This is a genomic window from Halorientalis pallida (assembly GCF_049605515.1).
GTDB classification, from domain to species: domain Archaea; phylum Halobacteriota; class Halobacteria; order Halobacteriales; family Haloarculaceae; genus Halorientalis; species Halorientalis pallida_A.
The window spans coordinates 561,188-575,903 of record NZ_CP187158.1; the positions used below are offsets into that span (position 1 = coordinate 561,188).

The window sequence follows — 14,716 nt, forward strand, 5'->3', positions numbered from 1 at the left end:
AAACGTGCGGGACCGGATTCGAACCGGATGAAGAAATGCTCGCTCACTGCGTTCGCTGCGCGTTCCTTCCAGGGTTCGAATCCGCTGGCGATTGCTGTCGCTCACGAGTTGTTCGCGACAGCAATGCGCGGGACCGGATTCGAACCGGCGGACCCCTACGGGACAGCGTCCTAAGCGCTGCGCCTTTGGCCTGGCTCGGCAACCCGCGCGCACCCCTCCCTTCCCGACGCCTGCTTATAAATATCACGAGCCAGACCGACCGCCCCCGACCGGTTTGCCAACTGACTTACGAGACGAACCGAAATCCCCGAGCAAGCAATGCAGGGGGTGTCCTCCACGGTCCCACGAACGCGGACCGACCTCCACGACTGGATCGAGACCCACTGGTTCCCCCTCCTGCTCGGCGGTGCCATCGCCCTCCTCGTCGCGGGGATCGGCTACCAGTTCCTCGATCACCCCTGGTACGTCAGCGACGACTCCGCCCTGTTCCAGCACGGCGGCTGGTACGTCACCCAGGGTGCGACGCCCTACGTCGACTTCTGGGACCTCAAACCGCCGCTGATCTACGCCGTCACGACACCGCTCGCCCTCCTCTCGGGGGGCAACATGGCCGTCCTGCACGTCCTGAGCGTCGTCGTCGCCGCGGCGGCAATCGTCGCAGGCGTCACCTTCGTCGGCGTGATCAACTACCGCCTCACCGGTAGCGGCGTCGCCAGCGTCGCCGCCGGGTGGACGGTGTTCGTCGTCACGACGCTGTACACCTACCCCTGGGCCGGCATCCGACCGAAGTACATGGCGCTGTGTTTCGGCGCGCTCGCGCTCCTGCTGGCGGTCGAAGATCGCTTCCTCGCCAGCGGTGCCGTCGCCGCCGTCACCGCCGGCTTCTGGCACCTCGGCGCGCCGCTGGCGCTGCTGGTGGCCGCGATGAGCTACGCCGATGGCGGCCGCGAGGGGCTCCAGCGCGCGCTTGGTGGGGGCGCGCTCGTGACCGTAATCGTTCTGGCCCCGTTCGCGCTCACGGGCAACCTCGTGCCGCTGTTCGTCGAGGTGGTTCTCACGCCGATCTACGGCGCGGGCGAGTACTCGCTGGCGGCCCGGTTGCTGGAGCCCATCTACGAGGTCGGGTGGGGCATCGCCGCGTTCCCGCTGGGCATCTACGGGTGGTTCCTGGCCAGCGACGGCGACTGGTCGGAGTACTGGTGGGTCGCGGCCGGCGGCATCGCCTACCAGGGCCTCTTTTTCGTCGAGATGGCCGGGGCCATCGACGCGGTGATGGCGGCACCCTTCGCGGCCCTCGGCGTCGGTGCCGTCGTCGCGGAGACGGGGACGCCCTCCCGACGGGTCCTCCTGCTCGGTCTCGTCGTCCTGCTCGTCGCGTCGAGTCTGCACTGGAACGAGAGCGCGACGACGCCGGTCCGGGACGAACTGGCCGACCTGCAGGAGTCGCTCGGGACCGTGGAGTACGGCCCCCTCGCGGAGCGACCTCCGGGGGTCCCCTCGATGCAGACGATCTACTGGGAACAGCGCCGGCCGGCCACCTGTCACTACCGGATGGACAGGAAACAGCGAGCCTTCGTGTACGCGACCGGCGGGACCCTGCAGGAACCCACGTGTGGCCACTGGCCGTTCGACGACCCGCCGCTCCCGTGGCTCGTCGACGCCCTCACTCCCTGGTGACTCAGGACAACCGATCCCGTATCGCCTCGGCGAGTCCGTCCGGATCTGGCGCGACCGACTCGCCCACTTCGATCTCGTCGCCGACCGCGATCTCTCCGCCGTCGACCACACGGGCACAGATTCCACCGCGGTCGTTGCCCAGCGACTTCGCGACGCCGTCCTCGCCCGCCACCTGCTCGACGTGAGCACAGGGGGGTCGCGGGCGCGTCCCCTCGAAGGTCGCCTCGCCGATACGGAACCGGGTGTCGAGCAACTCGTGGACGTCGACGCCGCGAGTCACGACGTTCCGGCGGTGGCGGCCGTCGGCCAGGTCGATCCCCTCGTCGTCCCGGATGCGCTCGATGGCCTCGGCTTCGATCAGCGTCACCTCGCACTCGTCGAACCCGGAGTAGTAGCCGGTGCCGCGCTGGTATCGGTCGCCCTCCAGGCCGCCCCGTACGGCGCGGACGCGCTCGATGGCCTCCATCGGTGCCGATCCCTCCTCGGTCACCCAGATGCGCTCGACGGTGCCTGCCATGGGACGGGGTAGGTGGCGACAGCGTTTATACTCCCGGCCGGTCAACGGACGGGCATGTACCGCGCCAGCGACGAGGTCGACAACGAGGAGTGGCTCGCCGAACTGGAGGCGGCGGCCGACCGCCTCGACCTCGACGACGAGGCGCGAACGCGGGCGGCCGACCTGTTTCTCTCGACGCTTCCCGACAGCGACCGCTCGAAGCGGCCGACGATGGCGGCGAGCCTCTACGTCGCGACGCTGGTCACGAGCGACCGCCGCGCGCAGGGGGAGGTGGCCGACGCTGTCGGCGTCTCGCGACTCTCGGTCCAACAGCGATGGAAGGAGTTGCTCGAACGCACGGGGCTGGACGCCCCCGACTGGTGAGTCAGGTTTCGGTCTCTCGTTTCGGCCGCCCGTCGCGGTCGGGCGTGAGGTTCCCGTGTTCGTCGATCTCGCCTCTGACGATCCGCGTCGAGGAGATGATCTCACCGTCGTCGGCGTAGACGTGGTCGACGACCTCGATTTCGAGGGGGTCGTCGCCGTTCTCGCGGCGGATCTCGTTGATGCGGCGACCGCCCGTCTCGGTCTCGGGGGAGACGATGAGATAGTCGAACTGCGATTCGGTAGCGATGCCAGTGGGTTCGGTGAGCTTTCTGATCTCGTACTCGCGGTCGAACTCGTCGGCGAAGCGAGAGAGTTCCGCGTCGAGGTCGCGCCGGCGTTGCTCGAACGTCCGGACGTGGCGATCCTCGTCGCGGGTCTTCGGTGCGAGTTCGTCGCTCGTGAGCCCGACGGTGACGTCACCCAGATCGAACGCGCGCTCGAACAGCGCACGGTGCCCATCGTGTACGGGGTCGAACGTCCCGCCCAGCGCGACCTTCATATCTCCGGGCATGGTCCCCTCAGGGTTTAGTGGCTTCGGATTGCCCCGCCCCGACTGGTCTCACTGCTCGGACTCCTCGACGGTGATCGTCACCGGCTCGTCGGTCTCGTCCGTCGATTCCGACGCCTCGTCGAGATGGTCGTCCAGATTGAACACCGTGTTCAACTCCGACTGCACGTCGCCCACGATGCTCGACACCAGATCGCTCGGTGCGATGGCGGTGTACTCGTAGGGATTGTTCCCCGCACCGCCGCTCTCGCGCTTGCTCCGGGACACCTTCTCCTCCTCGTGGAGTTCCGCCAGCGCCTCGCGGACGGTGCTGGGGTACAGCCCCGTCCCGTCCGCAACCTCGTCGCTCGTGCTGTCGGGGTGCTGGCGCAGGTAGACGTAGATGCGCGCTCGCGTTTCCGTGTCCAGTACCCAGGACAGCAGATCGACGACGCCGTCGTCGAACCGCTCGACGGCCCGGTCGGTCTCCGCTTCCAGTCGGTCGCGGACGGCCTCGCCGTCGGCCACGTCCAGCCCCTCGTCCTCCGGTTCGGATGGCCCGTCGTCTGTAGACATGAGTTGCTTCTATTCCGACGGAAGGATGTAGCCGGGTAAAAATCCTTGGCTACAATCGCAACGACCGACAGAGGGCGTCCATCCCCTTCTCGTCGCGAAGCCGCCGCTGTTTCTCCGCGCCGCTCTCGGCGTCGTACACCTCGCGGATGCCGCTGACGCCCAGTCGCTCGCACTCGCGGTCGACCAGTTCGCCCAGGTCGACGGTTTCCGAGAGATCACGCGACAGGAGGCTCGCCTCGTGACCGTGCCTGATCGCGCGCCACTTGTTCTCGTCAAGCGGCTCGCGACGGTGTTTCCGCCCCGTCTCGCCGTCCTCGTAGCGCGCGGCGAGGTCCCTCACCAGCGCGTGCGTGTACTCGACGAAGGCCATGACCGTCTCCTGATCGGCCTGGCCGTCGGGCGTCCGTATCTCGACAGTGCCGAGCCCGGAGTGGGGGCGCACGTCGTACCAGAGTTCGCCCCGGTCCTCGATCGAGCCCGTCTCGACCATCGTGCGCTCGAACTCGTCGAACTCGGCGTAGGAGTCGAACGTCGTCGGGACGCCGGTGTTCGGGAGTGCCTCGAAGATCTTGGCCCGCGCGGAGTGGAGGCCGGTGTCGAACCCGTTCCAGTACGGCGAGTTCGCCGACAGCGCCAGCATGATCGGCAGGTGCCAGCGGATCTCGTTTGCCACCCACACCGCCTTGTCCGCGTCGTCGACGCCGACGTGGACGTGCAGGCCCGCCGTCGTGTTCCGGTGTTGCGGGTACTGGATGCGGTCGAGTTGGGACTGGTAGCGCGGTTTCTCGGCGTGTTCGAGTTCCTGCCACTTCGCGGCCGGGTGCAGACCCGCCGCGGCGATTCCGTAGCCGTGACGCTCGGCGTGGTCGACCAGCGCCGACCGCACGGCGGCCAGTTGCTCGCGGGCCTCGTCGATGTCGTCGGCGCTGATCGTCGGCGTCTGGGTCTCGATGACGCACTTGAACAGTTCGTGGTCCAGCCGACCCTCGAGAATCTCCGGTGGTTCGGTCTCGTAGACGAGTTCGTCCGTGCCGGAGGTCGGCCGGTCCCGGTCGTCGACGACGAAAAACTCCTCTTCGATACCCAGCGTTCCCATCCGGGTGAACGTCTCTGAAGAGCCCCTCCGGTCCATCTTTCCGCGGGTTGGACTCCCCCCGGCCTAAACCTTCCCCTCCGGAACGACGGGTGCTGCAGCGACCCATCGCCGACCTCACCGCGGCCGCGCCACGACCCCGAGGTGGTCCGCGTGGTACGGTTCCAGTCGCGCGCGCTCCAGGATTTCGTACCCCTCCGAGAGCGTCCCGACCACCTCGTCGAACACCGCCTCCGGATCGGCGGTCACGTCCTCGCTGCGGGCCTTCACCGCCAGCAGGAGCCGTCCGTTCTCGCGCAGGAACTCCCGGTTGGCCAGCGCCACCTCGGCCTGCCCCCGGGTCGCCACGTCCTGCACGATGGCGTCGACGGGCTCGACGACGTGTGCGTACGTCTCCGGTTTGCGCGCGTCCTTCAGCAGCGGGAACAGTCGGTCCCGGTCCTCGGCAACCTCCAGCAGGTCCCGCACGGGCCGGGGTGCGAACTCGACGGCGTAGGTCGGCCCGGAAAAGTCCGCGACGTGGCTCGCCGTCGTCCCCGCGGCCGCGCCGAGGTAGAGGACCGTCTCGCCGCCGGCGAGGCCGGTGTCCATCCCGGACGCCAGCATCGCTCCGAGTTTCGAGCGGCGCGGATTCCACCGCCGCCATCCCTCGTCGTCGGTCGGTTCGCCGTACGCCGGCGGCCCCTGGGTCGCCAACCCGGTCGCGCCGTCGATCTCGCGACGCTCGACCCCCTCGGGCAAATCACTCATCGTCGTCCGCCTCCGTGTCGTCCGCTCGGGCCTGAATGGTCGCGATGCGGTCGTCGAGTTCGGCCTCCAGGTCGGGCCGCCGGTCACCGCTGTAGTGGTCGATCCGCGCGGCGATTGCGAGTTTCCCGGCGAGCGCGCGGGCCGCCGAGCCCCGGTCCTCGGGCCGGGTCCCACGCACCGCGTCGTGGGTGTAGATGATCCCGTGTTTCGGTGACGGCGCGTCACCGCGAAGGTGGGCGAAAAGGGCGTCCTCGGCCCCCAGCACCTGCACCGTCCCGCTGGGCTTCTTCGCCAGCGACTCCAGCCCGCCCGCGAGCGAGAGCAGGCGAGCGGCGAGCACGGGACCGGCCAGGGCCGCGAGGTTCGGCGCGACCTCGGGCGTCGTCGCCTCGACGAACGCTCTGAGCGCGTCGGCCTCCTCGTCGAGTGCGACGACCCGGCGAGCCAGCGAGACGGCTCGCATATCGCCCACTGCATCCGGATCGCGCTCGCTCAGCTCGCGGGCGTACTCGACGCCCGTCCCTGCCTCCTCGAAGCGACTGCCGCCCCACTCGGCGACTCGCTCGGCGAGTTCGTTGGCCTGTCGTCGGCAGTCGTCCATGGCCCGGACGGCGTGGACGAGTTGCTGGTCGACGGCCCCCTCGCGCTCCTCGACGGCCGCCTGTCCGGCCTCGATGGTCGCCGCCCGGAGCCGGTCGTAGTAGTCGTCTTCGTCGGCCGCGAAGCTGGTCTCGACGGCCAGCGCGGGCCAGTCGGCGGGCGAGTCGGCGCTCCCCTCCCGGATCCGGCCCACAGCAGTCTCCCGGTCCCCCGGATCGAGGTCGGCGAACCACGCGTCGTCGGTCATGCTCGGCCATCGGACCCCCGCGGCGGTAAAGCTTCGCGATGCGTGACGGTCGATTGGGTTCTCCGCGACCTATGTCGACCCCCGAATATATTCGTGCCCGATCCCAGACCGTGAAAATCCGCCTGCGCGTTCTTTTCCGTCCCGTCCAGAGTTCCGTCGACGGTCGAACAGATGGATCGAACGTGTGTCCGTTGCATGGTGGGCGCGCCGGCACCGACACCCCGTGTCGCCGGCGCTGACGGACGTGTGACCGACTCTCAGCTATGACAGAAGACGATTCACCGATATCGTTCGACGAGGACGAAGAGCAGCGCATGGAGCGCCTGCTGGCCGACACCGAGTACGACACGGACCTCGGGATGGAGATGGCCAAAGACGCACAGCGCGTCACGGCAGGCGAACTGAACGAGGCCGAGTTCTACCGCAAGTACCACGAGCGAATACTCGACGAGTTCGGCGAGGACGCCCGCGAACTCGACGAGTTGCTGGAGGGACTGGAGGCCGACACCCTCGACGAGGCCGCCGAGAACGGCACGCTGTCGGATCGCCTGACCGAGCTGGCCGACGGCGAGGACCTCTCCCGGCGCGAGGTGATGAAGAAAGGCGGTGCGGCCGCGCTGGCACTGGGGATGATCACGAGTGCCGGCGGTGGCGGTGCCTCGGCTGCCGAGGAGCCAGAGCAGAACGGCACCCGGTACGGCATGACGATCAACCTCAACAACTGCGACGGGTGTCTGGCCTGCATGGTCGCCTGCCAGGAGGAACACGGGACCTCACGCGGGGCCAACTGGATGTACGTCTTCACCTACGAGGACGAGGATCAGGGCGACGAGAACTTCCTCGTCCGGCCCTGCCAGCACTGCACCGACTCGGCGTGTACGAAGGTCTGTCCCGTCGGCGCGCGTCACACCCGCGAACAGGACGGTCTGGTCCTCACCGACTACGAGATCTGTATCGGCTGTCGGTACTGCGAGGTCTCCTGTCCCTACGGCGTCAACTACTTCCAGTGGGGCGAACCCGACGTGCCCGACTCGGAGATCGACGACGACCACCAGTACGACGAGCGCGGGAAGTGGGTCGGTGCCCGCCCGCCCAAGGGCGTGATGGGCAAGTGTACCTTCTGTGTCGACCGGCAGGACGGCCAGATGGGCGAGGACAAGATCGGCACCACCGCCTGCGAGGAGGCGTGTGCCATGGACGCCATCCACTTCGGCGACCTCAACGACCCCGAGAGCGCCCCGAACCAGCACCTGAAAGAGTACAAGAACCAGCAGGAAAACGACCTGTCGACCTATCCCGACCGGAAGGAACACACCGTCTCGACGTTCGAGCTGCTGGAAGAACGCGGGACGAACCCGAACGTCCGCTACATCGGTAACGAACCGTCCCAGCACGCCAGACAGGTCGAGGGGCCGGTCGCCTACGAAGACGTCGGGATCGTCGACAACCGCAAGGAGGAGGTGCTGGCCAACGGTGCGATGGCCAACGAGAACGGAGGTGAGAACGCGTGAGTACCGACGTGACGGACGTGAGTCGGGACACGCTGGTTCGCCCCATCGAGTCCACCTCGAAGAAGTACCTGCTGGCGCTACTGGTCGCGCTCGCGGCCATCGGCGTCTGGCTGTTCTTCTACGTCCAGCAACTCCAGGAGGGGCTGATCGTCACGAACCTCGCCGACTGGGGGTCGGGCGGCGGCGTCCCCTGGGGCCTGTACATCGGCGCGTTCATCTGGTGGGTCGGCATCGCCCACGGCGGGATCATCCTGTCGGCCGCGGTGCGGCTCATCGGCCTGGACACCTACCAGCCGGTCGCCCGGATGGCCGAGTTGCTGACCATCGCCGCGCTGTCGTGTGCCGGGCTGTACATCCTGATCCACGTCGGTCGACCGGATCGGCTGGTGACCAGCGTCCTCCCCGCGTGGCCCTGGCGGGTCCAGTGGTCGCCGCTGGCCTGGGACGTGACCGTCATCACCGCGTACTTCGTGCTGACTGCGACCTATCTCCTGCTCACCATCCGGTACGACATCCACCGGCTGCGCGACCGGCTCCCCGACAGACTGGAACCGGTCTACAAGCTCCTGATGGTCGGGTACACCGAGAAGGAAGACGAGATCGTCGAGCGGATGGTCTGGTGGGTCGCGTTCGCGATCATCATCATGGCGCCGCTCCTCCTGCACGGCGGCGTCATCCCGTGGCTGTTCTCGACGCTGCCGTCGATGGCCGGCTGGGCCGGCGGCGTGCAGGGTCCATCGTTCCTCTCTATCGCCCTGACCTCCGCCGTCGCGGGCATCATCATCATCGCCGCGACGTTCCGCTGGATCTACGACTGGGACGACCTCATCCCGCGGGAGGTGTTCCAGGGGCTGGCCAAGTGGCTCGGTTTCTTCAGCGTCATCTTCCTGTGGCTCCAGCTCCAGCAGGTGCTGACCGGCATCTTCGCCGCGCCGACGACGCTGCGACACGCAACCCACACCAAGATTACCACGCCCCTGTACTGGGTCGCGCTGGGGCTGGTCGGGATCGCCCTGCTGTACATCTTCGCCTCGGCGCTGAAACCGCGGCTGTTCAGCATCCCGGTGATGGTCGGCCTCTCGTTCGCCGTCCTCGTCGGGACGCTGATCGAGAAGACGCTGTTCGTCGTCGAGGGGCTCCAGCACGCGCACTTCGCGCTGTACGACGGTGTGCCCGGCGCGTACGTCCCGTCGGCGGTCGAGTTGTCGTCGCTGCTGGGCACCGTCGGCATCGTCCTGCTGTTCTTCCTGATCGTCTCGAAGGCGATTCCGGTGGTCGAACTGCACGCGATCCAGGACGAACACGACGGAGGTGATCACGAATGATGCCACTCGCCAGTTCCCCCGAGTACACGCTCCCGTTCGTCGGTCCCGGCACGTACCTGATCTTCGGCATCGTGCTGGTGCCGGTGTACATCATGATCGCGGCGTGGTTCCTCGGGGAGCCCAGTGACACGAAGAAGGGGCTGCTCGGCGTCAGCTACGTCGTCGGTATCACGACCTCGCTGTGGGGCGGCCTCTTCGTCGCCACGATGGTGATCGACTTCCTGTTCTTCTGACCCGGAGAGCAGGCACGGTATCGCGCGCGAACCGGTCCGGGGCCGCCCCCGGACACTCGGCGGGCGACGCCCGCCGCGGCGGAGACACCACACACCCATGCCAATCACCGAAACCGCACTCGAAGACAGACTGGCCGACGTCGAGGACCCACAGAACGACGACGACATCGTCTCGATGGGGCTCGTCAACGACATCGAGATCGACGGCGACACCGCTTCGGTGTCGCTCGCGTTCAACGCACCCTACTCGCCGGCCGAGATCGAGATCGGCAACGAGATCCGGGATACCGTCGAAGACGCCGGACTCGAACCCGAGTTGACCGCTCGGGTGAGTGAGGACCACGGCTTCGACGAATCGGTCCTGCCCGGCGTCAAGAACGTCGTCGCCGTCGCCTCCGGGAAGGGCGGCGTCGGGAAGACGACCGTCGCGGCGAACCTCGCGGCCGGCCTCAACGACCGCGGGGCCCGCGTCGGCATCCTCGACGCCGACGTACACGGGCCGAACGTCCCGCGCATCCTCCCGACGGAGGACGAACCGGGCGTGACGCCCAACGAGGACATCGTGCCCCCGCGCTCGGACGGCGTGATGGTGATGAGTACCGACCACCTGATGCCCGACAACGACGACCCCGCAATCCTGCGCGGCCCGATGGTCAACAACGTGATGATGAAGTTCATCGACGAGGTGCAGTGGGGGCGGCTGGACTACCTCGTCGTCGACCTCCCGCCGGGCACCGGTGACGCCTCCCTGAACCTGCTCCAGACGCTCCCGGTGGCGGGCGTCGTCATCGTGACGACGCCACAGGAGATGGCCGTCGCCGACGCCCGGAAGGGACTGCGGCTGTTCGAGGAACACGACACGCCCGTGCTGGGCGTCGTCGAGAACATGAGCGGCTACCACTGCCCGAACTGCGAGGACACCCACGAGGTGTTCGGCTCGGGCGGTGCCGACGAGATCGGCGACGACTACGACGTGCCCGTCCTCTCGAAACTGCCGGTCCACCCGGATTTCGACAGCGCCGGTGCCGACGGTCCGACGATCCGCGACGACGACAGTGCCATCCAGGACGACCTGTTCGCGTTCGTCGATTCGGTCTCGGATCGCATCGGCGCGATCAACCGTCGCACCGTCGCCGAACACGTCGGCGGTGCCGACGTGGACGGTGAGACGATCCCGACAGACGCCGAGTCGGTCTAGGAACTCCGTGAACGGTCGGAGATCGGACTCTACCCGTGACCTCGCGTTCCCAGTGGCTGCGAGAAGTCCACACTTTCTTTACGCGATAGGGGGTAGGCTTGCACATGACAGGTGCCGATATCGACGGTGTCGACCCGTTCCACCGGTTCGTGTTGCTCTCGGTGATCGATCTGCGGGCTCGTGACGACGTGCCGGTCCACTCCTTCGACGTGACCGGCGTGTGTGAGGACCTGCTCGACGAGTTCGACGACCTCGACGGGATGGTGCCCGGTGGCGTCACCCGCCAGCGCGTCATCAACGCCCTGTCGGAACTCGAATCGGCCGACCTGCTCGGCGAGCAACGCAAGGAGTCACCCACCGGGAAGGGCCGTCCCGCCTATGCGCTGGACATCGCCGAAGACGAGGTCCTCGACCACCTCGAGGACGACGACCGCTTCGGCGACGCCGTCGAGCGGATTCGGGACCGTCGCGAGTGACTGTCGCGCCGACAACCATTTCCTCTCACCCGACGTTACCGGGAGACATGGGAACCGTACTGGATCGGGTCCGCCGACCCGAATACACGGGGGAGAATCGCTGTGTGCCGTGTACGGCGGTGAACACCGCCATCGCCGTCGCGGTGGCCGTCGCCGTCGGATACGTCGTCACGACCGCCGCGGGATCGTTCGTCGGCACCACCGTCGGCGGGATGGTCTTCGCACTCTCGGTCGCCGCCATCTACCTGCGCGGCTACCTGGTCCCCGGCACCCCGACACTGACGAAACGGTACTTCCCGGAGCGGGTGCTGGCCTGGTTCGACAAGGCCGAGACCGGCGACGAGACGGCCACTGCCCCAGAGGTCGAGGAGATCGACGTGGAGACGACGCTGCTGGACGCGGGCGTGCTGGAGGAGAAACCCCACGGCGACCTCGGGTTGACGCCCGCGTTCGCCGCGGACTTCCGCGAACGGGTCGAACGCGAACGCGACGAGGAGTCGGACCGCGAAGCCGTCGCCGCTATCGTCGGTATCGACCCAGCGGACCTGACCTTCGAGGAGTACGGCACCGCCTTCGTGGCCCACGCGGAGGGACAGACCGTCGGGCGCTGGGAGTCCCGCGCGGCCTTCCTCGCGGACGTGGCCGCGGGCCGCGTGCTTCCCGACTACTACGACGGCTGGGCCGACACCGGTCCGGCCGGCCGCGGACAGTTGCTCGCCGGGCTCCGGCTGTTCGTCGAACAGTGCCCCGCCTGTGACGGCCAGGTGCGGTTCGGCCAGGAAGTCGTCGAGTCCTGCTGTCGGACCGTCGACGTGGTCGCCGTGACCTGTGAGGACTGTAACTCGCGACTGTTCGAGGTCGACGCCTCCGACGTGGCCGCGGCGGCCTGACCCCGCAGGACCGTTTCGCGCTCCGGCCGCCACGACGTACCAGATTCGTCACAAACCGCCGGCACGTAGTGACAAGTTTATGGACCGCGGGTTTGCAGGATATGTATGCGCGATGCGTACCTCATCGGGGCGGGTCAGTCCGACTACGGCTCGTTCCCGGGTGAGAGCTACCGGTCACTGTTTCGGACGGCGTTCGAGAACGCCCGTGACAGCGTGCCGGACGGTATCGAGTCCGAAGCCGTCGACGAAGCGGTCGTCGGCACCCTCGGCGTCGGCGGACGACAACTCGGGCTCCCCGGCCCAGCCGTGACCGAACACGTCGGCCTGCACGGCATCCCCGTCACGCGGGTCGAGAACGCCTGCGCGGCGTCGGGCTACTCGGTCCGGCAGGGCGTTCAGGCCATCCGGAGCGGGATGGCCGACGTGGTGCTGGCCAGCGGCGTCGAGATCATGACCGACGTGTCCGGCGACGCCGTGCGCTACTGGCTCGGCGTTTCTGGGGAAACAGAGTGGGAGCGCCTCTCGGGCACCACCTTCGCCGGCGTCTACGCCCAGATGGCCAGCCGGCACATGCAGGAGTACGGCACCACGCGCGAACAGCTCTCCCACGTCGCCGTCAAGAACCACGAGAACGGCGCGAAGAACCCTCACGCGCAGCTCGGTTTCGAGTGTTCGCTGGAGGACGCCATGGACGCGCCGACGGTCGCGGACCCCCTCAATCTCTATCACTGCTGCCCGACCACCGACGGGGCGGCCTGTGTCCTGCTGGCCAGCGAGGACGTGGTGGAGAACTACACGGACGACCCGATCCGGGTCGCCGGCGTCGGTGCCGGGAGCGACCGCGTGGGCCTGTTCCAGCGCGACACCTACACTTCGGTCCCGGCCTCGCAGTACGCCGCCGACCGCGCCTACGAGATGGCCGGCTACGGCCCCGACGACCTGGACTTCGCCGAGGTCCACGACTGCTTCGCCATCGCCGAGCTGATGGCCTACTCCGACCTCGGCCTCTGTGAGCCCGAGGAAGCCGGCGAGTTCGTCGCCAGCGGGAAGACGAAACGCGACGGCGAGATGCCCGTCAACACCTCCGGCGGCCTGAAATCGAAGGGCCACCCCATCGGCGCGACCGGGGCCGGACAGGTCGTCGAGGCGTTCAAACAGCTCTCCGGAAAGGCGGGCGACCGCCAGCTCGACGACCCGCAGATCGGGCTGACACACAACGTCGGCGGTTCGGGCGGTGCGGCGGTCGTCCACGTATTTGAGAAGGGCGGGGCGCCCAGCGCCCCGGGGTCAGCGAGCGGGCGAAGCCCGCGAGACACGGGAGGTGATGCGGCATGAGCGACGACGGGATTCACGCCGTCGGTGCGTACGCGCCCCGCCTCCGGGTCGCCGCCGAGGAGTTCGCCGACGCCTGGGGGAGCTTCGAGGCCTCGGGCATCGAGGAGAAGGCAGTCCCCGAAGCCGACGAGGACGCGCTCACGATGGGCTGGGAGGCCGCCCGACGCGCGCTCGCCGCGGGCGACGCGGACGCCAGCGACGTGGACTGGCTCGGCTTCTCGACCACGACCCCGCCGATGGCCGAGGAGGACCCGACGGTTCGGCTGGGCTCGTTCCTCGGCGTCGCCGAGGACAGCACCCGCCAGTCCTTCACCGGGAGTACACGGGCCGGTACGCGGGCGCTGTTCGCGGCGCTGGACGCCGAGACCGACGGGCTCGCGCTGGTCGTCGCCGCGGACTGCCCGCAGAGCGAACCCAGCGACGCGCACGAACACGCCGCCGGTGCGGGCGCGGCGGCAGTCCTCGTCGGCCCGGACGCGCCGGCACCGATCACTGACCGCGCGGAACACGCCGAACCTTACCCGGGGACGCGGTTCCGTCGCGCCGGGAGCGAGGAGGTAGAGGGCATCGACGTGACCAGCTACGACCGCGAGGCGTTCCGCGAGACGCTCGCCGGTGCGGTCGACGCCGTGGATGTCCCCGAGGACCCGGATGCCGCGGCGGTGCAGGCCCCCGACGGCGGCCTCCCCTACCGCGCCGCCGGTGCGATGGGGCTGGACAACGGCACGATCCACACCTGCGCGACGGTGCAGGACCTGGGCGACACGGCCGCCGCGAGCGTGCCGCTGTCGCTCGCGAACGCCCTCGCCGACGGTCACGAGACCGTGCTGGGCGCAGGGTACGGGAGCGGCGGCGGCGCGGACGCGTTCGTCGTCGAGGCCACCGACGACGTGCCCGCCGAACTGGCCCTCGACGGCGGGACCGACCTGACCTACGCCGAGTACCTGCGTCGCCGGGGCGACGTGACCAGCGGCGAACCCAACGGCGGCGCGGCGTACGTCTCCGTGCCGACGTGGAAGCGGTCGATCCCCCAGCGCCACCGCCTCGTCGCGGGCCGGTGTCCGGAGTGTGGCTCGCTGGCGTTCCCGCCCGAGGGCGCGTGTCCGGACTGTCGCTCGCTCGTGGAGTTCGAACCGGTCGAACTGCCGGACACGGGTGAGGTCGAGGCGGTCACCGCCGTCTCGCGCGGCGGTGAGCCGCCCGAGTTCGCCGTCCAGCAGCAGAAAAGCGGCGAGTACGGCGTCGCCATCGCGGCCTTCGAGGCCGACGGCGATTCGGTCAGCATGCCCCTGCAGGTCGTCGGCGCGGAGACCTCGCCCGACGTGGGCGACGCGGTGACGACGGTCATCCGGCGGATCTACAAGCAGGAGGGCGTGATCCGCTACGGACGCAAAGCCCGGGTCGCGGACGACGAGTAGGGCGAAAAACTCTCGTAAAC

Annotated in this window: 15 protein-coding genes, 1 tRNA gene and 1 pseudogene; 10 read left to right on the forward strand and 7 right to left on the reverse strand. The window is 68.4% G+C overall.

Annotated elements, in window-relative coordinates; genetic code table 11:
- Positions 1-124 precede the first annotated feature (124 nt).
- Positions 125-209, reverse strand: a tRNA-Leu gene (locus ACOZ4N_RS04475).
- A 109-nt stretch (positions 210-318) separates the two neighbouring features.
- On the opposite strand from ACOZ4N_RS04475, the gene ACOZ4N_RS04480 reads away from it, so the two are divergent.
- Positions 319-1,677 carry a DolP-mannose mannosyltransferase gene (locus ACOZ4N_RS04480; protein ID WP_424018740.1) on the forward strand — a complete coding sequence of 453 codons (1,359 nt, stop codon included), beginning with the start codon at positions 319-321 and terminating at the stop codon, positions 1,675-1,677.
- Position 1,678: 1 nt separating this feature from the next.
- Here ACOZ4N_RS04480 and ACOZ4N_RS04485 read toward each other — a convergent pair whose 3' ends face one another.
- Positions 1,679-2,194: an MOSC domain-containing protein gene (locus ACOZ4N_RS04485; RefSeq protein WP_424018741.1), complete on the reverse strand. Its 516-nt coding sequence runs from the start codon at positions 2,192-2,194 to the stop codon at positions 1,679-1,681.
- A 54-nt stretch (positions 2,195-2,248) separates the two neighbouring features.
- Here ACOZ4N_RS04485 and ACOZ4N_RS04490 point away from each other — a divergent pair, with 54 nt between their 5' ends.
- Positions 2,249-2,557 carry a cyclin gene (locus ACOZ4N_RS04490; protein ID WP_092692259.1) on the forward strand — a complete coding sequence of 103 codons (309 nt, stop codon included), beginning with the start codon at positions 2,249-2,251 and terminating at the stop codon, positions 2,555-2,557.
- A gap of 1 nt (position 2,558) precedes the next feature.
- Here ACOZ4N_RS04490 and ACOZ4N_RS04495 read toward each other — a convergent pair whose 3' ends face one another.
- From ACOZ4N_RS04495 to ACOZ4N_RS04515, 5 genes are all read right to left on the reverse strand, one after another.
- Positions 2,559-3,056, reverse strand: a complete 498-nt coding sequence (locus ACOZ4N_RS04495) for a phosphopantetheine adenylyltransferase (RefSeq protein ID WP_424018742.1) — start codon at positions 3,054-3,056, stop codon at positions 2,559-2,561.
- A 60-nt stretch (positions 3,057-3,116) separates the two neighbouring features.
- Positions 3,117-3,620: a winged helix-turn-helix transcriptional regulator gene (locus ACOZ4N_RS04500; RefSeq protein ID WP_424018743.1), complete on the reverse strand. Its 504-nt coding sequence runs from the start codon at positions 3,618-3,620 to the stop codon at positions 3,117-3,119.
- Positions 3,621-3,669: 49 nt separating this feature from the next.
- Positions 3,670-4,752: a glutamate--cysteine ligase gene (locus ACOZ4N_RS04505; protein ID WP_424018744.1), complete on the reverse strand. Its 1,083-nt coding sequence runs from the start codon at positions 4,750-4,752 to the stop codon at positions 3,670-3,672.
- Between the two features lie 78 nt (positions 4,753-4,830).
- The gene (locus ACOZ4N_RS04510; RefSeq protein WP_424018745.1) at positions 4,831-5,463 is read right to left on the reverse strand and encodes a fibrillarin-like rRNA/tRNA 2'-O-methyltransferase; all 633 of its coding nucleotides are present in this window, start codon (positions 5,461-5,463) and stop codon (positions 4,831-4,833) included.
- Entirely contained in the window at positions 5,456-6,310 is an 855-nt protein-coding gene (locus ACOZ4N_RS04515; protein ID WP_424018746.1) for an NOP5/NOP56 family protein, read from the reverse strand. The genes ACOZ4N_RS04510 and ACOZ4N_RS04515 overlap by 8 nt, the downstream gene beginning before the upstream one ends.
- A gap of 263 nt (positions 6,311-6,573) precedes the next feature.
- Here ACOZ4N_RS04515 and ACOZ4N_RS04520 point away from each other — a divergent pair, with 263 nt between their 5' ends.
- From ACOZ4N_RS04520 to ACOZ4N_RS04555, 8 genes and pseudogenes are all read left to right on the forward strand, one after another.
- A complete protein-coding gene (locus ACOZ4N_RS04520; RefSeq protein WP_424018747.1) occupies positions 6,574-7,821 on the forward strand; it encodes a 4Fe-4S ferredoxin N-terminal domain-containing protein in 1,248 nt (415 codons plus the stop codon).
- Positions 7,818-9,146 carry an NrfD/PsrC family molybdoenzyme membrane anchor subunit gene (gene nrfD / locus ACOZ4N_RS04525; RefSeq protein ID WP_424018748.1) on the forward strand — a complete coding sequence of 443 codons (1,329 nt, stop codon included), beginning with the start codon at positions 7,818-7,820 and terminating at the stop codon, positions 9,144-9,146. Before ACOZ4N_RS04520 ends, nrfD begins: the two co-directional genes overlap by 4 nt.
- Before the next feature lie 35 nt (positions 9,147-9,181).
- A pseudogene (locus tag ACOZ4N_RS04530) lies at positions 9,182-9,379 on the forward strand (hypothetical protein); the annotation flags it as partial.
- Between the two features lie 97 nt (positions 9,380-9,476).
- Positions 9,477-10,577, forward strand: coding sequence for a P-loop NTPase (locus ACOZ4N_RS04535; RefSeq protein ID WP_424018749.1), 1,101 nt, complete (start codon positions 9,477-9,479; stop codon positions 10,575-10,577).
- A gap of 104 nt (positions 10,578-10,681) precedes the next feature.
- Entirely contained in the window at positions 10,682-11,053 is a 372-nt protein-coding gene (locus ACOZ4N_RS04540) for a hypothetical protein (protein ID WP_424018750.1), read from the forward strand.
- A 47-nt stretch (positions 11,054-11,100) separates the two neighbouring features.
- The gene (locus tag ACOZ4N_RS04545; RefSeq protein WP_424018751.1) at positions 11,101-11,943 is read left to right on the forward strand and encodes a hypothetical protein; all 843 of its coding nucleotides are present in this window, start codon (positions 11,101-11,103) and stop codon (positions 11,941-11,943) included.
- 105 nt (positions 11,944-12,048) lie between these two features.
- On the forward strand, positions 12,049-13,278 hold the full coding sequence (locus ACOZ4N_RS04550) for a thiolase domain-containing protein (protein WP_424018752.1): 1,230 nt from the start codon (positions 12,049-12,051) through the stop codon (positions 13,276-13,278).
- On the forward strand, positions 13,275-14,696 hold the full coding sequence (locus ACOZ4N_RS04555) for a zinc ribbon domain-containing protein (RefSeq protein WP_424018753.1): 1,422 nt from the start codon (positions 13,275-13,277) through the stop codon (positions 14,694-14,696). Before ACOZ4N_RS04550 ends, ACOZ4N_RS04555 begins: the two co-directional genes overlap by 4 nt.
- The last annotated feature ends 20 nt before the right edge of the window (positions 14,697-14,716 follow it).